Genomic DNA, 25,218 nt, shown 5'->3' on the forward strand with positions numbered 1-25,218 from the left:
CTGGTTCAGGCGACGGTGGCGGCAAAGGCCGGGCGGTCGATGTGGCGGCCGGCGCCCGGTTCGGCGCGCAATTCGCCGCGCTCGTACACGACTTTGCCGGCGGCGATGGTATGGGTCGGGATGCCGCGTACGGTGCGGCCCTCGAACACGTTGAAACCGCCTTTCGAATGCTGGGTCGCCGCCGAGATGGTGCGGGTGCCTTCAGGGTCCCAGACCACGATGTCGGCGTCGGCGCCCGCCTGGATCACACCCTTGCGCGGATAGACATTGAAGATCTGCGCCGCATTGGTGGACGTGACACGCACGAATTCCGATGGGGTCAGGAGCCCCGTGTTCACGCCATCGTTCCAGACCACCGCCATGCGCTCCTCTACGCCGCCGCAGCCGTTCGGGATGCGGGTGAAGTCGTCCTTGCCGGCCGCTTTCTGCTCGGCGCAGAAGGTGCAGTGGTCGGTCGCGGTGGTGTGCAGGTTCCCGCCGCGCAGGCCCTGCCACAAGGCTTGCTGGTGGTGCTTGCTGCGAAACGGCGGGCTCATGACGTGGGCACGCGCGAAGTCCGGATCCGGGTGGCGGTAGACGCTGTCGTCGATGACAAGGTGGCCGGCCAAGGCCTCGCCGTAGACTCGCTGGCCCTTGGCGCGGGCGCGCGTAATCGCGTCGAGCGACTCGGCGCAGGACACGTGCACGATGTAGACCGGCGTGCCCAGCACGCCCGCAATCGCAATCGCCCGGTTGGCCGCTTCCGCTTCCACTTCCGGCGGGCGCGAGAGCGGATGCGCCTCGGCGCCGCGGATGCCTTTCGCTAGCAACTCCTGCTGCAGCTGGTAGACCAGCTCGCCGTTCTCGGCGTGGACGGTCGGGATGGCGCCCAGCTCCAGCGAACGACGGAAGCTCTTCACCAGGGTCTCGTCGTCGGCCATGATGGCGTTCTTGTAGGCCATGAAGTGCTTGAAGCTGTTCACGCCATGGTCGCGCACCAGCACGCCCATCTCCTCGTGCACCGACTGGTCCCACCAGGTCACGGCGACGTGGAAGGTGTAGTCGCCGGCGGACTTCTCGGCCCAGCCGCGCCAGGTGTGGTAGGCCTCCAGCAGGGATTGCTGCGGATTCGGGATCACGAAATCCATGATGGTCGTCGTGCCGCCCGCGAGGCCAGCGGCCGTGCCGGTGAAGAAATCGTCGGCGGTGACGGTGCCCATGAAGGGCAGCTGCATGTGGGTATGGGTGTCGATCCCGCCCGGCATGACGTACTGGCCGCCCGCATCGACAATCGTCGCGCCGGCGGGGGCTTCCAGGTCCGCGCCGACCGCCACGATCTTGTCGCCTTCGCACAGCACGTCGGCACGGAAGGCGCGGTCGGCGTTCACTACGGTACCGCCACGGATCAGGGTCTTCATCGAATGTCTCTCCTCGGTTCAGGAATGGCGCGGCGCCAGCGCCGGGACACGGTGGCCTCGCATCATGGCGCCGTAGACGAGCGCCGCGATGGCGACGCCGACGAACCATGCGTAGGTATAAATGGTCTTGAAGGTCTCGCTCACTTCCGGGAAAGAAGCCGGGAAGGCGGCGTTCAGGAAGCCCGGGATATTCGGCAGCACGCCCAGCACGAAGGCCACGATGGCCGCCATGTTCCAGCCCTTGCCGTACGAGTAGATGCCGTCGTCGCGGTATAGCTGGGGCACGTCCAGCTCGGTCTTGCGCACCAGGTAGTAGTCGACGATCAGGATGCCGGCGATCGGCCCGAGCAGCGCCGAATAGCCGACCAGCCAGGTGAAGATGTAGTTCTGGGTGGTTTCCAGGATCTTCCAGGGCATCATCACCAAGGCCAGGCCGGCGGTGATATAGCCGCCCAGGCGGTAGCTGATTGCGCGCGGCGCCAGCGCCGAGAAATCATAGGCCGGGCCGACCAGGTTGGCCGCCAGGTTGACGCTGACCGTATCGACCAGCAGCACGATCAGGGCCACCAGCACCGCGATGCCTTCCATGCGGCTGGCCAGGTCGACCGGGTCCCACAGCGCCTTGCCGTACAGGACCACGGTGGCCGAGGTGACGATCACCGCCAGCGCGGCCAGCAATCCCATGGGCACCGGCAGGCCGACCGACTGGCCGATCACCTGGTCGCGCTGGGTCTTGGCAAAACGCGTGAAGTCGGGAATGTTCAGGGCCAGCGTGGCCCAGAAGCCGATCATGGCGGTGAGCGAAGGCCAGAACACCTGCCAGAATTGGCCCTCCTTGGCGCCGCCCGGCACGAAGGCCGATGGGCGGTCGAGCAGCGGGCCGAAGCCGCCGGCGCGCTCGTACACCCACCACAGCAGCACGAAGCAGATCGCGATTTTCAAAGGCGCGGTATAGGTCTCGAGCTTGCGGATCGATTCGATGCCGTGCACGATGAAGTAGAGCTGGATCGCCCAGAAGCCCAGGAAGCACAGCAGCTGCGCCCCATTGATGCCCAGGCCCGCGATGGCCTCGCCGCCGATCGGCGCGCCGTTCATCACGCCCAGCAGCGTGTAGATCATGCTGCCGCCGAACCAGGTCTGGATGCCGTACCAGCCGCAGGCCACGATGGCGCGCATCAGCGCCGGCAGCTTGGCGCCGCTGGTGCCGAAGGAGCTGCGCGCCAGCACCGCGTAGGGAATGCCGTACTTGGTGCCGGCATGGCCGATCAGGAGCATCGGAACGAGCACGATGGCGTTGGCCAGGAAGACCGTCCATACCGCCTGCCAGCCGGACATGCCCGATTCGATCAGGCTGGCCGACAGGGTGTAGGCGGGAATGCACATCACCATGCCCACCCACAGCGCCGCGAAGTGGTACCAGCGCCAGGTGCGCTGGGCCGCGGTGGTGGGGGCCAGGTCTTCGTTCCAGAGATCGGAGCTTGCGTGTTGGTGCATGTTGAACCCTTTTCGTCGCTTGCGAAGGATGCAGCCGAGTGTAGCGCAATCGAACAGTTGACCGCATGGGCGGCATGGCCGCCCCCCCCCAATCAGGCGACTACCGGCTCCGCCCGGGGATTGCGCGGATCCTGCGTCCAGTTCATGTACGGCTTGCCGCTCTCCTGCGGCACCATGGTGATGCAGGCCTCCACCGGACAGGTAATCTCGCACAGGTTGCAGCCCACGCACTCGTCCTTGATGATTTCATAGCGCCGGATGCCCACCGCATCCACCGACCGTCCCACCGCCTGGTGCGAGGTATCCTCGCAGGCCACGTAGCACTTGCCGCACTTGATGCACTTGTCCTGGTCGATCTGGGCGATGACGTGGTAATTCATGTCCAGGTATTTCCAGTCGGTGGTATTCGGCACCGCCCGGCCCGAAAACGCGGCGATGTTGGCGTAGCCCTGGCTGTCCATCCAGCGCGACAGGCCGTCCTTCATCTCTTCGACGATCCGGAAGCCGTGCAGCATGGCCGCGGTGCACACCTGCACCGAGCCGGCGCCCAGCGCGATGAACTCGGCCGCGTCGCGCCAGCTGCCGATGCCGCCGATGCCGGAGATCGGCAGCCCGCGCGTCGCGGGATCGCGCGCGATCTCGGCCACCATGTTCAGCGCGATCGGCTTGACCGCCGAGCCGCAGTAGCCGCCATGCGTGCTGGCGTTGCCCACCGCCGGGAAGGCCACCATGCGTTCCAGGTCAAGGTGGGTGATCGAGTTGATCGTATTGATTAGGGATACCGCGTCGGCCCCGCCGGCCAGCGCCGCCCGCGCCGGGGCGCGCACGTCGGTGATGTTCGGCGTGAGCTTGACGATGACCGGCAGGCGCGTGTGCTTCTTGCACCAGCTGGTCACCATCTGCACGTACTCCGGCACCTGGCCGACCGCCGCGCCCATGCCGCGCTCGGGCATGCCGTGCGGGCAGCCGAAATTGAGTTCGAAGCCGTCGGCGCCGGTCGCTTCCACCAGCGGCAGGATCGCCGCCCACAGCGCTTCCTCGCAGGGCAGCATCAGCGACACGATCATGGCCCGGTCCGGCCAGTCCTTTTTCACTTGCTTGATCTCGCGCAGGTTGACTTCCAGGCTGCGGTCGGTGATCAGCTCGATGTTGTTGAAGCCGATGACTTCGCGGTTCTTGCCGTAGTGGGCCGAGTAACGCGAGGAGACGTTGACCGCCGGTGGATCTTCGCCCAGCGTCTTCCACACCACGCCGCCCCACCCCGCCTCGAAGGCGCGCACCACGTTGTAGGCCTTGTCGGTCGGCGGCGCGGAGGCCAGCCAGAACGGGTTCGGGCTCTTGATGCCGCAGAAATCGATGCTCAGGTCGGCCATGCTGCCTCCGATGTCGATAGGATGTCTTCGTGGATGGCCAGGGCCGCCAGCTTTCCGTGCTGGACCGCCTGCACCGTCAGGTCCTGGCCCGGCGCAACGCAGTCGCCGCCGGCGTAGATGCCGGGCAGCGCGGTGCGGAAGCGATTGTCGATCCAGATGCGGTCGCCCTCGCGCGACAGTTCCCTGGCGATCGGCTCGTTGAAACCGCCATCGTCCATGCCCTGGCCGATGGCCTTGAACACGGCGTCGGCCGCGATCTCCAGGAAGCCGCCGGTGCGCACCAGCCGTCCTTCTTCCATGCGGGTCTGCTCGAAGCGCATGCCGGTCACGCGGCCCGCGTCGTCCAGCAGCACCTCCAGCGGCGAAGCCCAGGTGCGGATGCGCACGTAGTTGGCCTTGGCGATCTCGATCTCGTGGCCGGTCGCGCTCATCGATTCCAGGCCGCGGCGGTAGACCAGGGTGACGTCTTCGGCGCCGAGGCGCTTGATCTGCACCGCCATGTCGATGGCCGTATTGCCGGCGCCGATGACGATCGCGCGGCGCGGCACGGGAAGCTGGGACAGATCGGCCGCCTGGCGCAGCGCGGCGATGTAGTCGACCGCCGCCATCAGGCCCGGCGCGTTCTCGCCCGTCAGGCCGAGCGTTCGGCTGGCCGCCAGGCCCAGGCCCAGGAAGACCGCGTCGTAGCGGGTGTGCAGCTCGGCCAGGCTCAGGTTCTCGCCCAGCTTGCGTCCATATTCGATATGGATGCCGCCGATCGACAGCAGGAAGTCGACTTCCTGCTGGGCGAAGTCGCCCGGCAGCTTGTACTTGGCGATGCCGTATTCGTTCAGGCCGCCCGCCTTCGGGCGCGCTTCGTACACCACCACATCGTTGCCCAGCATGGCCAGGCGGTGCGCGCAGGACAGGCCGGCCGGGCCGGCGCCGACCACGGCGATCACCTTGCCGGTGGAAGGCGCGCGCTCGAACGGGTGGCCGGCAAAGCTGGCATGGTCGATGGCATGGCGCTGGAGCAGGCCGATGCGCACCGGCTCGCGTTCGAGCGGGTTGTTGCGCACGCAGGCATCCTCGCACAGGATCTCGGTCGGGCAGACCCGGGCGCAGCTGCCGCCGAAAATGTTCGCCTTCAGGATGCCGTAGGCGGCCCCATTGATGTTCTGGTCGTGGATGTTCTTGATGAAGCTGGCGACGTCGATGCCGGTCGGGCAGGCATTCATGCAGGGGGCGTCGTAGCAGTACAGGCAGCGCGCAGCTTCGACAGCCGCCTGGCGGGCGGTGAGCGGCGGCGCCAGGTCGGTGAATTGCGACGCGAGTTCGCCGTTCGACCCTGCCGCAGGGGGGAGGTGCTGGAGTGATTCGATCATGGGCATCCCTATGCTCTTGTGTTAATCGACCTGCTTACTTCATCTGCGGGAAAGAGAATTCCGGTCCGCTGCTGGCGGTGTTGGGCCAGCGCTGCATCACCGCCTTGTGGCGGGTGTAGAAACGCACGCCTTCCGGGCCGTAGGCGTGGTGGTCGCCGAACAGGCTGCGCTTCCAGCCGCCGAAGCTGTTGAAGGCCATCGGCACCGGCAGCGGCACGTTCACGCCGACCATGCCCACCTCGATCTGGCGCACGAACTCGCGCGCCACGCCGCCGTCGCGCGTGAAGATCGCCACGCCGTTGCCGTATTCATTGGCGTTGATGAGCTCTACCGCACTGCCCACGTCCGGCAGGCGCACCACGCACAGCACCGGGCCAAAGATCTCTTCCTGGTAGATGCTCATGGTGGGCTTGACGTGGTCGAACAGGGTGCCGCCGACAAAGAAGCCCTTCTCGCAGCCTTCGACGCGGCAGGCGCGGCCGTCGACCACCAGGGTGGCGCCCTGCTCCACGCCCTGGCCGATCAGGCGCTCGACGCGCTCCTTGGCCGCAGCCGTGACCAGCGGCCCCATTTCGGCGCCTTCGCTCATGCCGTCGCCGATCTTCAGGCGCGCGGCGCGCTCGGCCAGGCCTGCCACCAGCCTGTCGCCGGCGTCGCCGATCGCCACCGCCACCGAGATCGCCATGCAGCGCTCGCCGGCCGAGCCGTAGGCCGCGCCGGTCAGGGCGTCGACCGCCATTTCCATGTCGGCGTCGGGCATGACGACCATGTGGTTCTTGGCGCCGCCCAGGGCCTGCACCCGCTTGCCCTTGGCGGAGCCACGCGAATAGATGTATTCGGCGATCGGCGTGGAGCCGACGAAACTGATGGCCTGGATGTCGGGATGGTCGAGCAGCGCATCGACCGCCACCTTGTCGCCCTGGACCACGTTGAAGACGCCGTCCGGCAGGCCCGCTTCCTTGAGCAGGCGCGCATGCAGCAGCGAAGGCGACGGGTCGCGCTCGGAGGGTTTCAGGACAAACGTGTTCCCGCACGCGATCGCAACCGGGAACATCCACATCGGCACCATCACCGGGAAGTTGAACGGGGTGATGCCGGCGACCACGCCCAGCGGCTGGCGCATCGACCAGGCGTCGATGCCGCGCGCGATCTGGTCCGAGAATTCGCCCTTGAGCATCTGCGGGATGCCGACCGCGAATTCCACGATCTCGATGCCGCGCGCGACCTCTCCTTGCGCATCGGCGAAGGTCTTGCCGTGCTCGCGCGTGACCAGCGCCGCGAATTCGTCGGTGTGCTGCTGGCACAGCTGCAGGTATTTGAACAGCACGCGGGCGCGCGCCAGCGGCGGGGTCGCGGCCCAGGCCGGGAAGGCCCTGCTTGCTGCGGCCACCGCGGCATCCACGTCGCGCGGCTCGGCCAGCGCCACGCGCGCACAAGGCTCGCCCCTGGCCGGGTTGTACACATCGGCCTGGCGCGTGCCTTCCGGGTGGGCCTGCTGGCCGTCGATGAAATGGGAAATCAGGTTCATGGTCAATCCAGGTTTTTCAGTACGTTGGCCAGCTTGCCGAACAATTCGTCGATGTGCTGCTTGGTGAGGACGAGCGGCGGCGACAGCGCGATGATGTCGCCCGTCACGCGGATCAGGATGCCGTCCGCGAAGGCCTGCTTGAAGGCGCTGTAGGCGCGCGCGCCCGGCTTCCCGGCGATGGGTTGCAGTTCGATGCCGGCCACCAGGCCGATCGAGCGGATGTCGATCACGTGCGGCAGGCCGCGCAGCGAGTGCAGGGCGTCTTCGAAGTAGGGCTGCAGCGCCTTGGCGTTCTCGGTGATGCCCTGCTCGCGGAAGACCTCGAGCGTCGCGATGGCCGCGGCGCAGGCCAGCGGATGGCCCGAGTAGGTATAGCCGTGGAACAGCTCGATGCCGGCCGGCGCATCCATGAAGGCGTCGTGGATGAAGGATTTGGTGAACACCGCGCCCATCGGCACCACGCCATTGGTCAGGCCTTTCGCGGTCGTCATCATGTCAGGCTCGACGCCGAAATAATCGCTGGCAAAGGGCGTGGCCAGGCGGCCGAAACCGGTGATTACTTCGTCGAAGATGAGCAGGATGCCGTGCTTGTCGCAGATCTCGCGCAGGCGTTTCAGGTAGCCCTTGGGCGGCACCAGCACACCGGTGGAGCCGGACACCGGCTCGATGATGACGGCGGCGATGGTCGAGGCGTCGTGCAGCGTGACCAGGCGTTCGAGCTCGTCGGCCAGCTCGACCCCGAAATCCGGCTCGCCGCGCGAGAAGGCGTTCTTGAGCAGGTTGTGCGTGTGCGGCAGGTGGTCCACGCCCGGCAGCAGCGGGCCGAAGCTCTTGCGGTTGTTGCCGATGCCGCCCACCGACAGGCCGCCGAAACCGACGCCATGGTAGCCGCGCTCGCGGCCGATCAGGCGGGTTCGCCCGCCCTCCCCGCGGGCCCGGTGGTAGGCCAGCGCCATCTTCAGCGCCGTGTCCACCGCTTCCGAACCCGAGTTGGTATAGAAGACGTGGCCGAACTTGTGGCCGGTATAGTCCATCAGCTGCTCGGCCAGATCAAACGCGGCCGGATGGCCCATCTGGAAGGTGGGCGCGAAGTCGAGCTGTCCGACCATCTGGCTCACGGCTTGCGTGATGCGCGGCTGGGCGTGGCCGCAGGGAACGCACCACAGGCCGGCGGTGCCGTCGAGGATGTGGTTGCCGTCGACGTCCTTGTAATACATGCCTTCGGCCGAGACCAAGAGGCGCGGATTGGCCTTGAAATCGCGGTTATTGGTGAAGGGCATCCAAAACGACGACATCGACTTGGGCCTGGATTCGTTCATGCGACTCTCCCCGCCATGGTGGCGAAAAATTTTTACCAGTTGGCAAAATATTGATCAATAATAGTCAGCAAGGCAACACCGGCACAGATACACCAAGGGCAAAACCGACCAACCGTATTGGTAGCTTAACCGGTACAGTTGAAGACCCGTGGAACGGAGCGGCGACGATGGAAGAAGCTGTTTTGACAGAAGGATTTCCCTGCAAAGCGTCCGATGCGGCGTCCGGTACGGCGTCCGGTACGGCCTGGCCGCTGTTGCCCATCGACAGGAGCCGCCGCGGCAGCCTGGTCGATCAGATCGTCGCGGCCATCTCGACGATGGTAAACGAGCGTCAGTTGGGTAGTGGGTCGAAAATGCCCTCGGTTAGACAATTCGCAAAGATCAATTGCGTCAGCACCTACACGGTGGTCGATGCCTACGAGCGGCTGCACCAGCTCGGCCTGCTATCCTCGCGCCGCGGTTCCGGATTTTTCGTTACCCGCAGCCTGGCGCCGGCGCCCTGCGCACCGAGCGAAGCGCCCTCAAGCCTGCATTCCGAGATCGACGCCCTCGCCCCTGATTTGTATTCCGGCCAGGGCGAAGCCTTGCCGGTCGGCGCCGGCTGGCTGCCGCCCGACTGGTATGGCGAAAACACCATCCTCGACGCCGTGCGCCATGCGATGAAGATCCCGGCGGGTCGCCTGCGCGGCTATGGCCACCCGCTCGGCTTTCCCTCGCTGCGCCAGCACCTGGCTTCGACCCTGTCCGACGAGCTGTTCCACGTCGAGCCCGACCAGGTCATCCTGACCCATGGCGCCACCCATGCGTTCGACCTCGTGCTGCGCACCCTGACGCGGCCAGGCGACGTGGTACTGGTGGAAGACCCCGGCTACAGCAACCTGCTGTCGCTGGTGCGCCACCACGGCTGCATCCCGGTCGGCATCCCGCGCGGCGAAGCGGGCCTGGACATGGAGGAGCTGGCGCGCCAGGCGGCCCTGCTGCAGCCCAAGCTCATGTTCGTCAACACGGTGCTGCAGAATCCCCTCGGCACCTCGCTGTCGCAGGCGCAGGCGCACCGGCTGCTCCTGCTGGCCGAGCAGTTCGATTTCTGGCTGGTGGAGGACGACATCTACCGCGAGCTGGCCGCGCCCGGCGACGCCTCGCTGGCGGCGATGGACGGGCTGCGCCGCGTGATCCGGGTCGGCAGCTTTTCCAAGACCCTGTCACCGGTGCTGCGCGTGGGTTCGCTGTGCGCCTCCGCCTCGCTGGTGCCGGAACTGCTGCGCGTGAAGATGGTGACCGGCCTGACCACGTCCGAGATCAACGAGCGCGCCGTATTCGACGCCACCAGCACGCGCGGCTACCGCCGCATGGTCGAGCGCCTGGTGGTGCAGCTGGGCGACGCGCGCGAACGTACGCTCGAGGCCCTGGACGGCATCGGCATGGGCCCGCTGGCGCGCCCGCGCGGCGGCATGTTCGTCAGCGCCGGCTGGCACGCATCGCCGACACCCGCACGCAACGGCCGCAGCATCGCCGACGCCGCCCTGAAGGCGGGCATCCTGCTCGCGCCCGGCGAGTTCTTCACCCAGCGCACCCCAAGCCGCATCTGGTTCCGCTTCAATGCCGCCTATGCGGCCAACCCGCAACTGCTTGCCTTCCTGCGTACGCAGCGCTGAGGAATCCATGGACCTGCAAACCAGCGACACCGACACCGCCGCCAAGCGCCGCGACCGGCTCGAGACCGCGATCCTGTTCGAAGCCACCCGCCTGTTCGCCGAATGCGGCTTCGAAGGCACGACCATCGCCGCCGTCGCCGAACGCGCCGCGATGTCCAAGCAGAACCTGATGTACTACTTCCCCACCAAGCAAGTCCTGTACAAGCGCGTGCTCGACGACGTGCTCGATGACTGGCTGGAACGCATGGCCCACCTGGCCAATGCCGACGGCGCGCCGGCCGACGTGCTGCGCGCCTATGTCGCGGCCAAGCTGCGCTTCTCGCGCGAGCAGCCCTGGGCCTCGCGCGTGTATGCGATGGAAGTCATCGGCGGCGCGACATTCTACGGCGACCAGATCCGCGAGCGCGTGGTGCCGCTGCTGCGCCGCGACATCGAGGTGTTCGAGCGCTGGATGGCGGACGGGCGCATCGCCCGCGTGAATGCCACCCACCTGCTGTTCGCACTGTGGGCGATGACGCAGTCCTACGCCGACTTCTCGGCGCAGATGGCGCTGGTGCTGGGCCAGCCGGAGCTCACGGGCAGGGATTTCGAGGATGCCGAGCAGCTGGTCGGCGACCTGGTGGTACGGGCAGTGGCGGCTGCCGGCTGAGCATTCTCGAATCAGCAATGTTATCATTCCCACCATGCCCAGCTATCCTACGCCCATCCTGACGACCAACCGGCTCACCCTGCGTCCGCTGACGATGATGGATGCCGCCGACCTGTTCACCGTGTTTTCCGACCCGGCCGTGGTGCGCTACTGGAGCGCCGAGCCGTGGACCTCGGTGGCGGATGCGGAAACCATGATCGGACAGGCGCTCGACGGCTACCGCGACCAGAGCGAGGTCCGCTTCGGCATCGAGCTGGCCGAGACGGGCGTGCTGATCGGCACCGTTGGCCTGCACCATGTCTTCCCGCAGAACCGCCGCTGCGAGATCGGCTACGCCCTCGGCAGCGCGCATTGGGGCAAGGGTTACGCCTGCGAAGCCCTGGGCGCCGCGCTCGACTACGGCTTCCACGAACTGCGCCTGAACCGCGTCGAGGCCGACATCGACCCGCGCAACGCCGCCTCGGCCGCGGTGCTGGAACGGATGGGCTTTCGCAAGGAGGGCTTCATGCCCGAGCGCTGGTTCGTGCACGGCGAGATGGCCGACACGATCAACTACGGCCTGCTCAAGCGTTACTGGGACGCGCGTCCCAGCCTCTGAGCCGCGCGAGCTTCCCGCTTATCCGCCTTCTCTACCGTCAATGCCGGCTTTCCGGCACTTCGTCGGATACGTCTGGCGCGCTGGATGTGCTCCTCCTAAAGTAGCACCATCAACTCCAGCAAAGGACGCAGCACATGAAAACCACCGCTTTCCAATCCTTCGTCGCCGACATGGAAGACCTCGGCCGCAAATGCAACCGCGCCGTGCGCTCGGGCGCCCGCACCCTTGCCGCCCTGCCCTGGCCGGCGCTGCTGGCCGTGTCGATCCTGCTGGCCTGCCTGCTGACCATCGTGCCGCTGGCGCTGACGCTGTTCGTCGGCTTCCTGCTGCTCAAGCTCGTCGCCACGGCCCTGTTCGGCCGCCGTCCTTCCCAGATCGTGGAGTAAGCCATGGCCGCCGCACCGATCAACCGCGCACTCGACTTCGTGCGCGAAGCCGTCAGCGAAGCAAGCACCATCGCTTGGAGCTTCTTCGACTGGCTGGCCCTGGTCGAGTGGCGCCAGCTGTACGTGACCTGGTTCCTGGTCTTCGTGTTCGGCCTGTTCTTCCAGCTGGAAGAGCCGGCCATCTCCTTCATCCTGATCTCGTTCGGCGTGAAGGTGCTGGCCGGCGGCAAGCGCCGCGCCGAATTGCAGGCCAAGGCTGCCTCGGACAAGGCGGATGTCGCCACGCTCGAGCGGCGCCTGATGGAAGCGCAGATGGCCACGCTGCAGGCCCAGGTCGAGCCGCACTTCCTGTTCAATACCCTGGCCCTGATCGGCCAGCTGATCGAGACCGATCCGAAGGAAGCTGCGCGCGTCCATGCCCACCTGATCGAATACCTGCGCTCCTCGCTGCCGCAGATGCGCGCCGGTGGCGGCGGCACCCTCGGCAAGCAGGTGGAACTCTCGAAGGCCTATCTCGCCATCATGCAGGCACGCATGAAGGAACGGCTGGCCGTGCGCTTCGAAGTGCCGGACTTCCTCGGCAGCTCGCCCTTCCCGCCGATGATGCTGCAGACCCTGATCGAAAACGCCATCAAGCACGGGCTGGAGCCCAAGGTCGCGGGCGGCACCATCACGGTCAAGGCCCATGTCGAAGGCGCGATCCTGCATGTCGATGTCTGCGACGACGGCGTCGGCATCGACCTGCATGCCGACGAAGGCGTGGGCCTGGCCAACATCCGCGAACGCCTGGCCCTGCTGTATGGGAAGAATGCGGAGCTGGTGATCGAGCTGCCCCCGGGCGGCGGCGCCTGCGCCTCGATCCGCCTGCCCTACCGGATGACGGAGTTCGACTGATGCCCATTACCGCCCTGATCGCCGACGACGAAGCACCACTGCGCGAGCAGCTGCGCATGCGGCTTCTTGAAGCATGGCCGGACCTGCAGATCGTGGGAGAAGCCGCGAACGGCATGGAGGCGCTGGCCCTGGCCGCGCAGCACCAGCCAGACATCGCCTTCCTCGATATCCGCATGCCCGGCATGGGCGGCATCGACGCGGCGCGCCAGCTCTACAACCGCTGCCACATCGTGTTCGTTACCGCCTACGACCAATATGCGCTGGACGCCTTCGAACAGGGCGCGATCGACTACCTGCTCAAGCCGGTGACGCCGGCACGCCTGCAGACCACCTGCGAGCGGGTGCGCAAGCGCCTGAGCCAGGCGCCGCAGGATATCGGCGCGCAGTTGGCCGAACTGGGCGCCCTGCTCAAGCAGGGCGGCGCGGCCGCCAAACCGGATTACCTGCGCTGGATCCAGGCGCAAGTTGGCGGTAGCCTGCGCATGGTCAGCACCCGCGAGATCCTGTTTTTCCAGGCCGAAGACAAGTACACCTGCGTGCAGACCGCCACCGCGCAGCTCCTGATCCGCAAGACGCTCAAGGAGTTGGCGGACGAGCTGGACCCGGACGAATTCTGGCGCATCCATCGTTCCACCCTGGTGCGGGTCGATGCCATTGCCGAAGTCACGCGCGACCTGCGCGGGCGGCAGATGCTCAAGCTGCGCAACTTCGCGGGCGAGCTGGAAGTCAGCCGCAATCACTCGCACCTGTTCCAGCAGATGTAGCGTCGCTGCCGCCTACTGGCGTTTAGCCGAACAGGCCGTCGTCGGAACCGTCGCCGTCGAAGAAGCCGCCGTTGCCGTCCAGGCCAGGTTCGCTGTCGAGCAGGTTGTCGGACTGGCCGATGTCGCCCAGGCCGGCCTGTTCGGCCAGTGCGCTGCCGGAGAGGTCGCTGCTGCCCAACTGGTCCGCGCTTCCCAATTGCTCGCCGCCTAACAGGTGGGCTGCTCCGTTGCCGTCGTGGTCATGGAACAGGTTATCCAGGCCGTGGAAGAGGAAACTGCCTGCCGCTACGCCTGCTGCAGTGGCGGCGATCGATCCGAGCATCCCTCCGCCGCCACCGCCGCGCAAGAAGCCGGGCATGCCGCCGCCCGTCGAACCTGGATAGGCATGCTGGTAAGACATGTGGTGGGACTGCGGGTGAGAGACGTGGCGGCGATGGCCGAACACGTTCTCGAGGAAGCCGCCGCTTTGCTGTTGCTGGTGTTGGGAATGTTGCTGCTGGCGCAGTTGATTTTCCAACGTGGCGATCTGGGATTTGGCGCTGTTCAGGGCCTGCTCCATCAGCAGCACCCGCTGCACCAGCAGGTAAGCGGCGTCGGGCTGCTGCTCGACCGCGCGCTGGATCAGCGCGTCGGCTTCGGGGTCTTTCTTCAGGCCGCGAGCTTGGACTAGCTGGCCGAGGAAATCGTGCAATACCTGTGCGTCGGACGGGCTCATGTCGTGCTCCTCATCGGAATCGTGTCAAGACAACATGTTGTGTGTCCGTCAGCGATTTCAAGGCTGTATTGTGATGTCTCCTGGAGCCAACGGACTGATTCCGCTTAGCAAGTTGCTCAGGCCTGTGAGCGTGGGTGTTCGCGTTATCGACCGATAAACGGGCCGCAGCGGCATACAGGCTTGCCATATTTCTATAAGTATCCTATCTAGCCTAAACTTCCCGGGCCATCGTAAAAAAAACGCCGGCAGCCCGCGCAGCTTCAGGAAATACGGCTTTCTTCTTGCCATCCGACCCGCCCTCAATCGCGTAGGGATCATCTGGGTAGGTCGTACATCTGGCTTCCAACGCTGCAGGCCATGCCGGAATTTTGCAGGTCCTCATTGAAATAATTCTAAAAAATCCTATTACAAGACATAAGGGCACCGCCATCCACCGGAGCAGACCCGGAGCGCTTGCAAAATTTGCGAATATCCTTTCGAAGCTGATTCGTGCTGTTTCACGGCGGGCATCCACCGGCATGCAAAACTGAACTTGACGTGACAAGTATTCGGGACCTTCTTCCATATATCGACGAATGAATTCCCAATGCGCATGAAGATAATCGTCAGCGGAATAGCTCTTCACCTCGGGTGCAATACTGTTGGCACTCACGGAGCCCATATAACTTAGTGAAAATGTTTCAAGAACTATGTCGCGCTCTGGCCCAAGAATATGTCCAAGAACTTCCCACCCTCCCCCAGAACGGAGCTTACTCAATGTAAAAAATATTTCACTCCATCTCGCAGACAAAACCGATCCGTTAGTTCGAAATATATGTACCTCGCGGTTTTTTCGATCGAAGCGTATCGGATAATGAGTATAAGCGAAGGACTCTTTCAAGAGAGTCCAGACAGCAGCGATCACGACCGGCAACATCATCAACGTTACCATCGTCATTATAGACAAATCATCATTTACGCTATCCGCGGTATTTTCACGAGAAAAAGCAACCTGCAACATTGCAACGTAGAAAACAACCATTATCGAAATCGCTCCTAGCGCAACCCCTGAGATAACGCCTTTCCAACCAAACCACTTGTCAACTGACTCCAGAAAGTTTGAATTCATTTTGATTATCGACAGCTGATAATGCGGTTCAAGGCTCAAGCGCACCTTCTGCTTCAATTGCAGAGCCTTCTCAATTTCCGTGAGGGGTCGATTGACGGGATATTTCCTAGTGAGACCCATGAAGTCCATCATGTTTTCATCCTAATGCAAGCTGCAACTGCGCTTGCTCTGTTGAAAAATCAGAAAAGCGCTGATGTTCAAACTTTCCCCATGGACAACGCTCTAAACAATCTTGAATTGGATTATCCTTAACATATTCGATCAAAACACCGATGCCGATTACCAGCAACAACAAGAGACCGATAACTGGTATAGCCCATGCGTTTACGATCGCAAGAGTGAGGATAATGCTCGCCAAACCCGAACCAACGTATGCACCTACAACCACCTGACCTGCCCCCTCCTTGAACTCGGTTATGGGCTTTGTTGAAATCCAACCCTGCCATGACAAGGCCTGCTAATATTCCTGCCCTTGCCCCTGCCCATTTAAAAAGGCTGCCTGCTCCTGAAGCGAGCGCTTGCCCAAATTTCATACGTTGGCCGAGGAAATCGTGCAATACCTGTGCGTCGCACGGGCCAATGGTCATGCTCCTCTTCAACATTAGTTCAAGGAGACACGCGTGCGGGCGTTCGAAATTTCAAGAATCGATCAACACAACAACATGTATTTTAGCTTCCCGTCGATCGTATGACAGAGTCGAACTCAAGACAGCTAAGACACACCAAATTGCACCCCTGCATCAAGAGCTGCTTTCGGATAAACAGCAATCCGCTCGCCATTCTCTGCTCCTATGATTGCATAAGGATCATTCGATTCAACAGTACAACTTGCGTTGACGTCTGAGGGCCATTGCGGAATTTTGCTCGTGTGTATAGCAAACAACCGAAAAACACTTATGATAAAGCAGAAGGGAACCATGACCAGATACAATAGGGCCGGCGCTCCTGCGAAATTGGCAAATATGCGCTCAAAACTTAGTCGCACGCTCTCACGTTTTGTACGAATAGGCATGCAAAACCGGATTTGCCTAGAGATATCCCTCGGCCCATCTTCCATATAACGTCGGATGAATTCCCAATGCGCACGGATGAAGTCCTCAGCCGAATAGTTGGCAACATTATGGGACAGATCAGCGGCGCTGAGAGTCCCCGAATAACTCAGTGCAAACGTCTCCAGCACGGTCGCCTTATCGGAACCCAAAACATGGGCCCGCACTTCCCACAAGTTCGAAACAGGAATATGTCCCAAGGTGAAGAATAACTGATCCCAGGAATGGGATGAAACAGTACCGTCAATCCTGAAGAAATAGACCGTGCGATTCTTCCGATTATATCGAACTGGATAATGTGTATAAGCAAAAGATTCTTTACGCAGTATTCGAATTACTAACCAATCCATCATCCCGACCAAGGCCAGCATCCCCAAGCCATTTGCAAGGGCCACGCCTGAAGTGAGCGTTGACTCCAGAATACCAAACCCTTCCAGGGTAAGCTCAAGGCCTAACCAGCCCAAAGTAACGCTAATCATTATCAGAATCGTCGAAGTAATTGCAGTAGCGCTGCCCTTCCATCCGTACCACTTATCTACTGTTTCAAGGAATGTCGAGTTCATTTCGATGACGCTCAACTGGTAATGCGGGGCCAAGTTCAAACCACGCCCTTGATGAAGTTGATGAGAGCGCTCCTGCTCAGTAAGCAGGCGATTAACAGGATACTTGCCAATTAGGCCCGAAAATTCCATATCACCCTCACTTCAACGCAATGGCCAGTTCAGACTGTTCAGTACCCATATTTGGGTAGCGTTTTCCTTCTAAATATCCCCAAGGACAACGCTCCAACCAATCCTGAATCGGGTTATCTTTCAAACGTTCGATGATCAAGCCTATTGCAATCACTAAAACGAATAACAGCCCAATTATTGGAATGGCTGCGGCACCTAAAACGAATGGAAAAGCTAAAGCCAGCGTTAAGCAAAACCCGATCGCAGCCGAGCCACCATAGAGCCACGCCAGACCCATTTGATTTTCGACCTTTGCGTCGTTTGCTTTCACGCCGTCCAAAATCGCTAAGGTTATTCCCGCACAAATTCCGCCAAATCTACCGGCCGTCTTCAAGAAAACGCTGCCGCGCGACGCTATACCCTGCCCGTAACGTAAGCCAAGCGCGCTCTTTGCTTCCATGACTCCACCAATCGCTTCGGCCGTGGTGGATAATAATGCCGCAATGCCGCCGTAGAGACGTCCAGTTGCATCAGACTTATCATGGGAAAGGCTTTTTTGTTCGTCCTCCCACACCTTTGTCAGGCATACCGCTTGAACTAGGGCCGTGACCACCTTCGGAGCGTTGTTGTTGACTACAGTTCGCCAACGTTCCAAATTCAATTTGTTTAGGCTCTCAACAGTTCTTACACTTTTTGCTAACCACTGTGCCTGCTGTTCAGGTCTGAGCCCGTGCGGCATATTTTTGAGAACGTCTTCATCTGCAACAATCATCCACCTCTTTCTCGCCTCCCCCTCCATGCGCACCCCTTGGACCTGCAGGCGTTTTAGCTGAAGCTTGATTGCGCGCTTCATTTCAGGTTCGGTTATCTGGTTGGAATTTGCTCGCATTAACTGTCGAACCAAGCGCTCAAGGAACATCTTTTTTGAACCAGTGACTTCACATATAACCACAGGATGACCAGAAATTAATCCACTGGCCATGACTGCAGCGCGGAACGTTACACTTCCATCCAATACTTTATTAAACGCACGTGCCACCGGACCACTAATTTGCGCCATAAACCCAGCGGCTACGTCTTGCGCGTTCCTATCGAGTCTGTCAACAACTGCATCGTGTATAGAAAACAAATTATCCCAAGGAATTTGCCGGAAATCCGTACTGACTGATACGGCATTTTTTATTGCATTAATAGCTGGCGATTGATTCAAAACCATTGCCCTTAGAAGCAAATTATTTGAATCCGCAATATCGCCCCCTAACCATTCCACGTAAAGATCGGAGCAAGCTTTTTTATCCTGAGTAGAATGTATGCAATGGCTCAATGCGACCGTGTAAGTTTTTCCAGAGTCGACATTTTTCTGATCGAAGTTGCATTCGAAGTAAGCAGCCATGCTCGAACTCCTCATCCAGGCAATGTGCGCTTCAGCTAATGGGGAAATGTGAATCTTATCAAATTTTTCGAGTTCTCCATGGAATGACTTGAGCCATCCGCCACGCTTTCTATCGTCAAATTTTTCGCCGTATTTTATCCATGCCGAGTTCGACACCCGCTTCAATTGCGCAGGTTCGATGTTGCGGATTTTTTCAGTCGTTGCCCGTGCGGAACTTGATACCCAATGTCCAAAAGGGTCATCGACCATTCGTTGATCCGCGATTTCATCAGCGAGGGCGATTTCCATATCTTCCGCATTTGTTTGGATTGCTGTCTTGATCTGGTCAATCGCCAGGCTTGCAGCTAGCTTCCGCTTATCTTCCGGCTTCTGATTAACGAATGCTTCGGTCTTATACTGCATCAGGAACGCCAGTTCCTGTGCTAATCCGCCGGGGTCCGGTATGGTGACAATTAATCCACGTCCAGGCCGCATTAACTCGCATTCCCGCTTGAGTCGAGCAGTGTCGTGCTGGCGCGAATGAAACACGAATGGGCTTCCTTCAAAAGCCCTCCGGGCCTCGACCGGACTCATCGCATACTCAGCTACCTCGGTATCTGCTTGCCCGATTGGTTTATGGTCTTTTTGAATTCCTTTCAGGGCGGCCTTGACGTCAATCTCGGCCATGTGCCTTCGACGATATGCCGTCTCTTCATTTTTCTTTCGGACCGCATCAGTCCACAAGACATCACTAAAGCCCACCCAGACTGTTGAGGCATGTGACGGGTCAGGAATTGTGATGCAGCTTGCCACGGCGCGGTGGCCTTCATCTGGGCAGTTAAAGGGTTTCTTCGGTATCACTGGTGCCATACCGGATGTTTGAAGCAGCTTGAAAAAGAACCCATCCGGCGTTACGAAATATGCTTCCCAGCGTCTGCGTGCCTCATCGAACACATTGACATAACCGCTTCGAATCAGCCGCTTGGTGTAGTGGCCAGCAGAAGAGGCAAATTCAATCGGCGAGCCGGAGACGACGGGCGCCCCGGAATCCGCTGGCGCGATAGCATGACGCACGAGTAGCAAGGGTAAGCCGCGCTTGTCACAGAACTCACATGTCGCTGCCGAATTCATATATGGTCTCATAAACAGGGTTGAGGGATTTCGGTGAAGGAGGCCCAAATGGCATCCTCCAGGAGCGCAAAACGATCAGACAAACTCGTAGGTTCGCCGGACGCTATAGCACCCTTGATGGCGTTCGCAACTTGTGGATGCTCATCGAACAGCGGGCCAGCAACAAGGCCACGGGTCGCGAACTCGACGAGGTCAGCTTTGTCGCTTAGCCCGTGACGAACGATCGCGCGTTGAATTAGCTGCTCGGCTAATGCTCCTTGGGTCGTCAGCGTTGGCAGGTCACGGACGCCTGCTCCACATAGCGCACGGTTGACCATACCAATCTGCTCGATCCGCCCCCAATCCCATCCGGCTGGGCCGATTGAGGACATGTGTCCGAGCGGTCCCTCGGTATCACGTAAGGCCGTATTCCAGTCGCTACCTATGCAGTAATGAAAAGCATGAACTGGTCCGAATAACCAGCGGCGCTGCTTTGGATTCAACACACGAAGCAATTGATGAAGTACCCGCGGATCATGAGCTCGAAGCCATGACTTGCGCATATCCACGTGTGTGAATATTTGGAGGACATTCCAGTGGCGAGTGAATTCCTTTGTGCCTTTCGATGTAGCAATGAAAATGATGGCAGCTAGCAGTTCCTGATTTACTTGCGCATATTGCAAGCATGATTGAAGGGCATCTCTGCGATTCTCATTCAGGCCTTCGAGATCGATTAGCCTGGGCATCAAATTGGCGCATTGCGCCATGTGCTTTGGTATGAGAATCTCAGTCGTCATGCCTTCTGGCAGCATTCCAAATACCGCTGCGTCTACGACGGCCAGCTGATATTTGCGGAGCACAGTCGCGTTGAGGAAATGGCTCATCACAGATCTGCTCACAACAGCGGTACACTGCTGTCGCCAGCAGTAGCAGCTCCGGCTGCGCGGAGCTCGCATAATGTCAGGTCCCCTGGTTTTGGCAGCACCTTTTCTTGTTTTGTGCTTTGGGGCCCCGCCAACTCCTTCTTGCTCGCCTTGAACTCCACCTTCCCCGGCGCATGCACCTCGATATTCCCCCCCTCCAGCTTGATATACGCCCCCTGCGCAGTCAGCAGCACATGCTTCTTCGGCGCCGAAATCGATACCGACTTAGTCACGCTCGCCACCGTGACTTTCTTGTCCGCAGTAATAGTCGTCGCCCCTGACTGGCTCTGCACACTCACCTTCCCGCTTGCCGCATGCAGCTTGATCCCCACCTCCTGGTTCGGCTTGTCCTTGCTGCTGGTCTTACCGTAAGTGAACAGACTGATGCCCTTGGCCACGAGCGTGGAGCTCGCCCCCTGCGCAATCAGATTGATATCCTGCCCGGCAACCACGCTGCTGGTCGTCCCCGCCGACAGCACTACATCAGCCGGTGTGCACACCGCAATTCCCGCAGGGCTCGACAGTTGCAGCTGCGGCTCGCTGAATTCATCCGTTTGCCGCTCGCCCCCGCCCTCCCCGCCTTTCAGCACGTCCGCGCTGTGCCGCATCTGCTTGACGGCCGGCAGCTCTTCCGGCTCAGCTTCATCGTTCAGCCTGGCATTATGCTTGCCTGCCTGAGTCGCCAGGGCGAGGGCGAGCTGGTGCGCCGCGTCGATCTGCGCCTCCGCTTCCCGCGCACCGAGCTGGCTCCCGTTGCCGCCGCTGCGCATGTCGGTCGACAGCAACATGCCCTGCCCTGCCCGCATGGCGAGACTGTGCGCAGTCTTGAGTTCGGCCCCGAAGCCGGCCGGCTGCAGGCGCTCGTTGTCGGTCTGGTGCCGCAGGTGTCCGAGGTTCAGCTCGGCTGTTCCCGCATGGGGCTTGGCGTGATGTTGGAGCGCGACGCGGGGCTGGCCGGCACTGTCGTCGAATACGAGCTGGTTGTATGCTCCATCGCCGCCCTGGCTGCCCTGCATGGCCTGGGACTTGATGCCGGACAGGGCGGCCGGATGCGCGTGGCCGCCGTTTTCGCCGGGGAACCAGGGTGAGGCGTTGCCGGTTGAGGCTCCCCCACCTTGCGCGACCTCGTTATGCTGGGCGTCGAGCCGTCCGCGGCCGTTGTACAAGCAGCCGATGACGACGGGACGGTCGATGTCGCCTTCCAGGAAATCGATGAGCACTTCCTGCCCGACGCGGGGAACCATGTTGCTGCCCCAGTTCGCGCCGGCCACGGGCGTGGCGACGCGCACCCAGGTGCCGGCGGTGTCATCGCCCGGGGCGCCGGTATGTCCTTCCGGATAGGGATGGTTCATCCGGCCATGACTGTTCACCCCGCGCTGCCAGTGGAACTGCACCTTGATCCGATGGTCCCGGTCGGTGTGGATCACGGCGCCGGGAGGGCCCACCACGATGGCGGTGTGCTGGCCACGTACGGTCGGGCTTGGCCGGAGGACATGGCCGTGCCCATCGATACGAGCGCTGCGGAAGGGAACGCTGGCCAGGATGGCTTCGATCCGATTGCGGTACAGGGGCCGCTCGGAACCAGGCTGCCGCAGGTCGGCCTGGCTCGACTCCTTGCTGTTGGCCAATGCCGCCAAACCCTTTCCCAGCAACTTGCCCACCACATCGGCCATGTCCGCCGAGAGGTTGTTGTGCATCAGGTGCTTCGCGCGAACGATGACGAAGCTGCGGCCATCGTCGCTGTCCGCCTCGTCGAACCTGGCGTGCCCATGCAGCGTAAACGTCGTTCCCGGCACGAAACTGCGCACGGTGCCTGCGCCGATATGCAGCTGGCGCGACGCCTCGGCTGCCTGGATCTGGTTGAGGGCGATGCGCTGGCCCTGTTCACGGCTTTGCCAGGCATAGACGCCAGGGACATCGCGGCTGCTTAGTTGTGCGCCGCTACTGTCCGTGCCCGCCGCGCTTACTTGCCGCTGGCGTACGGTGCGGTAATCCCAGCTGCCCATCTCGACCGCATTCGTGGTCAAGCGGATCTCGGTACGCCAGCGGTCGATGCTGTCGCCCTTCATGACGGCGCCGGGCCGGGTGAACTCCACCGACGATTGCGGATTCGGTGCGAATGCGCCGTTGTGGTCGGCAATTACCATGGTGTGGCTGCCCAGCGAGGCGCTGTCCGGGTCGCCGCTATGCTCGAAGAAATAAAACAGGCCTTCCTCGAGCATCAGGCGCTGCACGAAGGCCAGGTCGCTCTCCTGGTATTGCGTGGTGAGGCTGCGCTTGGGGTAGATGCCCTGGCCGGCAATGTCGAAGCGCCAGGCCGAAACCAGCTTGCCGCGGCCCGCATAGCTGCCGAACACCACATCCAGGATGTCGAAGACGGTCATGTCCTGGAAGGTACGGCTGTCCCTGCCCAGCGACAGGAATGTGCTCCACGGCTCGATCTTCAACACGTAGCGCGCAAAACCGCCATTCGCGCCGGTGATTTCGGCCGAGGTAATGTATCCGTGGAAGGGGCGCAGCGCGCTGAAGCTCTCGGCCGTGAGCAGTTGCAGCAGGGCCGGCTGGCCAATCAAGCCTTTGAGCTCCAGGTGCGCGTCCGTGCATAAGGCGTCGACCTTGAAGCGGTAGCCTTCGCTGATCCCCTCCTCGCCATGCACGCATTCGGCCAGCAAGTCTGCGCCCGAGGGCGTGAATAACTTGAGCAGGCGCGTGTCCTGGGTGAAGCGGCTCAGGGATGCAAGCAGATTGGCGCCATGGACGTGTTCCGACATCGCTGTCTCCCAAGATTGATCACGCGCATATGCACGCGATTAAGCGATTACACGCCGGGATTGCATTTTTGCTCTTGAGAAGGATCAGGCCGCATGCCGCGCGACAAGCCAAAACAAAAGCGCTGTCGCATTTCTGCGAACAGCGCTTCTGGCAATACCGATGCCCCAGTCGCCGGGGCGCTTGGAGCCGGAGTGGCTAGTTCAGGTCCGCACCGCCAAAGGCGTTCGGCAACTGCTGCGCAGCCGTGGTCTCGAACACGTCGCCCTTCAGGTTGGTCAGCACGACCGGCAGTGCGTTGCCGCCGAGTTCCAGGATCACCTGGCGGCAGGCGCCGCAGGGGGCGATGGGGCCGTCGGTCTGGCCGATGACGGCCAGGGCGGTGAAATCGCCCGGCTTGTAGCCTTCGGCGATGGCGCTGAAGAAAGCGGTGCGTTCGGCGCAATTGCACAGGCCGTAGGAAGCGTTCTCCACGTTACAGCCACGGAAGATGCGGCCATCCTTCGTTTCCAGCGCGGCGCCGACCTTGAATTTCGAGTACGGCACGTAAGCCATCTCGCGCGCGGCGCGGGCTTCGTCGATCAGTTTTGCGTAGTTCATTGACAGCCTCTTATGGACGGATGGTGCGGTGGATCATTGGCGTTGCGGCCGACTTTTCTCCACCGATCTGGTAGGCAGCCTGCACCTGGCCCACGGCCTGCTCGGCAGCTGCCTGGTTGCGTGCATGGACCATCGCCAGCGGCTGGCCCACCTCGATCTTGTCGCCCAGCTCGACCAGTCCGGTCAGGCCGACCGCGAAGTCGATCGCATCCTGCGGACGTACGCGGCCGCCGCCCAGTGCGACCACCGCCAGGCCCAGGCCACGGGTGTCGACCGAAGTAGCGAAGCCCGACTGCAGTGCCGGCGCCGGCACGATGACCGGTGCGGTTTCCAGGTAGGCGTCCGGCTTGTCCATCAGGTCGCCCGGGCCGCCCAGAGCGGTTACCATGCGTGCGAAACGCTCGGCCGCTTCGCCCGAATCGAGCGCGGTTTGCAGCTTGGCGCGCGCCTCCTGTTCGCTGGAGGCGATGCCCGAGATGACCAGCATCTCGGCGCACAGCGCCATCGTCACTTCATGCAGGCGCGCCGGGCGGGCCTTGCCCGTCAGGTAGTCGATCGCGACGCGCACTTCGACAGCATTGCCGGCGGCGTGGCAGAGCGATTCGTCCATGCCGGTCAGGATGGCCGAGGTGCGGGTGCCGGCGCCATTACCCACGGCGACGATGCTCTCGGCCAGTTCGACCGATTTCTCGTAGGTCGGCATGAAGGCGCCGCTGCCCACTTTCACGTCCATCACCAGCGCGTCCAGGCCGGCCGACAGCTTTTTGGAGAGGATGGAACCGGTGATCATCGCCACCGATTCCACGGTCGCCGTGGTATCGCGGATGCTGTAGAAGCGCTTGTCGGCCGGCGCCAGCTGGGCGGTCTGGCCGATGATGGCCACGCCCACGTCCTTGACCACTTTGCGGAACAGGTCGGGATCGGGCACCGTGCTGTAGCCGGGGATCGAGTCGAACTTGTCGAGCGTGCCGCCGGTGTGGCCCAGGCCGCGGCCCGAGATCATCGGCACGAAGCCGCCGCAGGCGGCGATCATCGGCCCCAGCATGAGGGAGACCACGTCGCCGACGCCGCCGGTCGAGTGCTTGTCGACCACTGGGCCCGGGAGGTTCAGGGATGTCCATTCCAGCACCTGGCCGGAATCGCGCATCGCCAGCGTGAAGGCAACGCGTTCGTCCATGCTCATGTCGTTGAAGTAGACGGCCATGGCGAGGGCTGCGATCTGGCCTTCGGTGACGCTGCCGTCAGGGATGCCGCGCACGAAAAACTGGATTTCTTCGGCAGTGAGGATGCCGCCGTCGCGCTTTTTGCGGACGATTTCTTGGGGGAGGAACATGACAATACCTTTTTCTATAACGTAGCGTGGGCGGGTCTCCCGCCCACGCGGGGATAGGTACAGGCTCCGATCTCGCTTGATGATCTTGCCGCGAACTATCACCGCGTGGGCGGCAAAGCCGCCCACCCTACGACGCCCGAAGGCGCC

The 25,218-nt window shown here is 62.0% G+C and carries 21 protein-coding genes; 6 read left to right on the forward strand and 15 right to left on the reverse strand.

The features are described from left to right. Positions 1–5: 5 nt before the first annotated feature. The 6 genes from hydA to aptA form a co-directional block, all read right to left on the reverse strand. Complete coding sequence (hydA, locus tag AC3XQU_RS12600; RefSeq protein WP_489874497.1) at positions 6–1,397, reverse strand: dihydropyrimidinase; 1,392 nt, start codon at positions 1,395–1,397, stop codon at positions 6–8. Positions 1,398–1,415: 18 nt separating this feature from the next. Continuing rightward, positions 1,416–2,891 carry an NCS1 family nucleobase:cation symporter-1 gene (locus AC3XQU_RS12605; protein ID WP_489874498.1) on the reverse strand — a complete coding sequence of 492 codons (1,476 nt, stop codon included), beginning with the start codon at positions 2,889–2,891 and terminating at the stop codon, positions 1,416–1,418. Between the two features lie 92 nt (positions 2,892–2,983). After that, the gene (gene preA / locus AC3XQU_RS12610) at positions 2,984–4,264 is read right to left on the reverse strand and encodes an NAD-dependent dihydropyrimidine dehydrogenase subunit PreA (protein ID WP_489874499.1); all 1,281 of its coding nucleotides are present in this window, start codon (positions 4,262–4,264) and stop codon (positions 2,984–2,986) included. Further along, positions 4,252–5,628 (reverse strand): NAD(P)-dependent oxidoreductase, encoded by a 1,377-nt coding sequence (locus AC3XQU_RS12615; RefSeq protein WP_489874500.1) that lies wholly within the window; start codon positions 5,626–5,628, stop codon positions 4,252–4,254. The genes preA and AC3XQU_RS12615 overlap by 13 nt, the downstream gene beginning before the upstream one ends. Positions 5,629–5,662: 34 nt before the next feature. Next, positions 5,663–7,156 (reverse strand): CoA-acylating methylmalonate-semialdehyde dehydrogenase, encoded by a 1,494-nt coding sequence (locus tag AC3XQU_RS12620; protein WP_489874501.1) that lies wholly within the window; start codon positions 7,154–7,156, stop codon positions 5,663–5,665. A gap of 2 nt (positions 7,157–7,158) precedes the next feature. Beyond that, the gene (gene aptA / locus AC3XQU_RS12625) at positions 7,159–8,475 is read right to left on the reverse strand and encodes an omega-aminotransferase AptA (RefSeq protein ID WP_489874502.1); all 1,317 of its coding nucleotides are present in this window, start codon (positions 8,473–8,475) and stop codon (positions 7,159–7,161) included. Positions 8,476–8,642: 167 nt separating this feature from the next. On the opposite strand from aptA, the gene AC3XQU_RS12630 reads away from it, so the two are divergent. From AC3XQU_RS12630 to AC3XQU_RS12655, 6 genes are all read left to right on the forward strand, one after another. Further along, the gene (locus tag AC3XQU_RS12630) at positions 8,643–10,130 is read left to right on the forward strand and encodes an aminotransferase-like domain-containing protein (protein WP_489874503.1); all 1,488 of its coding nucleotides are present in this window, start codon (positions 8,643–8,645) and stop codon (positions 10,128–10,130) included. Between the two features lie 7 nt (positions 10,131–10,137). Then, the gene (locus tag AC3XQU_RS12635) at positions 10,138–10,779 is read left to right on the forward strand and encodes a TetR/AcrR family transcriptional regulator (RefSeq protein WP_489874504.1); all 642 of its coding nucleotides are present in this window, start codon (positions 10,138–10,140) and stop codon (positions 10,777–10,779) included. Between the two features lie 34 nt (positions 10,780–10,813). Next, the gene (locus AC3XQU_RS12640; RefSeq protein WP_489874505.1) at positions 10,814–11,377 is read left to right on the forward strand and encodes a GNAT family N-acetyltransferase; all 564 of its coding nucleotides are present in this window, start codon (positions 10,814–10,816) and stop codon (positions 11,375–11,377) included. Between the two features lie 134 nt (positions 11,378–11,511). Next, positions 11,512–11,763 carry a hypothetical protein gene (locus AC3XQU_RS12645; protein ID WP_489874506.1) on the forward strand — a complete coding sequence of 84 codons (252 nt, stop codon included), beginning with the start codon at positions 11,512–11,514 and terminating at the stop codon, positions 11,761–11,763. A 3-nt stretch (positions 11,764–11,766) separates the two neighbouring features. After that, entirely contained in the window at positions 11,767–12,657 is an 891-nt protein-coding gene (locus AC3XQU_RS12650) for a sensor histidine kinase (RefSeq protein WP_489874507.1), read from the forward strand. Then, positions 12,657–13,421 (forward strand): LytR/AlgR family response regulator transcription factor, encoded by a 765-nt coding sequence (locus AC3XQU_RS12655; protein ID WP_489874508.1) that lies wholly within the window; start codon positions 12,657–12,659, stop codon positions 13,419–13,421. Before AC3XQU_RS12650 ends, AC3XQU_RS12655 begins: the two co-directional genes overlap by 1 nt. Positions 13,422–13,443: 22 nt before the next feature. Here the strand turns inward: AC3XQU_RS12655 and AC3XQU_RS12660 are convergent, their stop codons facing one another. The 9 genes from AC3XQU_RS12660 to deoA form a co-directional block, all read right to left on the reverse strand. Further along, positions 13,444–14,136 carry a DUF2076 domain-containing protein gene (locus AC3XQU_RS12660; RefSeq protein WP_489874509.1) on the reverse strand — a complete coding sequence of 231 codons (693 nt, stop codon included), beginning with the start codon at positions 14,134–14,136 and terminating at the stop codon, positions 13,444–13,446. A gap of 211 nt (positions 14,137–14,347) precedes the next feature. After that, positions 14,348–15,376: a DUF6708 domain-containing protein gene (locus AC3XQU_RS12665; protein ID WP_489874510.1), complete on the reverse strand. Its 1,029-nt coding sequence runs from the start codon at positions 15,374–15,376 to the stop codon at positions 14,348–14,350. A 4-nt stretch (positions 15,377–15,380) separates the two neighbouring features. Continuing rightward, positions 15,381–15,695, reverse strand: a complete 315-nt coding sequence (locus tag AC3XQU_RS12670; RefSeq protein WP_489874511.1) for a hypothetical protein — start codon at positions 15,693–15,695, stop codon at positions 15,381–15,383. 261 nt (positions 15,696–15,956) lie between these two features. Beyond that, a complete protein-coding gene (locus AC3XQU_RS12675) occupies positions 15,957–16,985 on the reverse strand; it encodes a DUF6708 domain-containing protein (protein WP_489874512.1) in 1,029 nt (342 codons plus the stop codon). Positions 16,986–16,992: 7 nt separating this feature from the next. Then, positions 16,993–19,479, reverse strand: coding sequence for a T6SS effector BTH_I2691 family protein (locus tag AC3XQU_RS12680; RefSeq protein WP_489874513.1), 2,487 nt, complete (start codon positions 19,477–19,479; stop codon positions 16,993–16,995). Beyond that, positions 19,476–20,330, reverse strand: a complete 855-nt coding sequence (locus tag AC3XQU_RS12685; protein WP_489874514.1) for a DUF4123 domain-containing protein — start codon at positions 20,328–20,330, stop codon at positions 19,476–19,478. The genes AC3XQU_RS12680 and AC3XQU_RS12685 overlap by 4 nt, the downstream gene beginning before the upstream one ends. Before the next feature lie 11 nt (positions 20,331–20,341). Beyond that, positions 20,342–23,140, reverse strand: a complete 2,799-nt coding sequence (locus AC3XQU_RS12690; RefSeq protein ID WP_489874515.1) for a type VI secretion system Vgr family protein — start codon at positions 23,138–23,140, stop codon at positions 20,342–20,344. A gap of 196 nt (positions 23,141–23,336) precedes the next feature. Then, positions 23,337–23,738: a cytidine deaminase gene (locus AC3XQU_RS12695; protein WP_489874516.1), complete on the reverse strand. Its 402-nt coding sequence runs from the start codon at positions 23,736–23,738 to the stop codon at positions 23,337–23,339. 10 nt (positions 23,739–23,748) lie between these two features. Beyond that, complete coding sequence (gene deoA, locus AC3XQU_RS12700) at positions 23,749–25,071, reverse strand: thymidine phosphorylase (RefSeq protein WP_489874517.1); 1,323 nt, start codon at positions 25,069–25,071, stop codon at positions 23,749–23,751. Positions 25,072–25,218: the final 147 nt, after the last annotated feature.

The organism is Telluria sp. AZSoR62 (assembly GCF_058111565.1).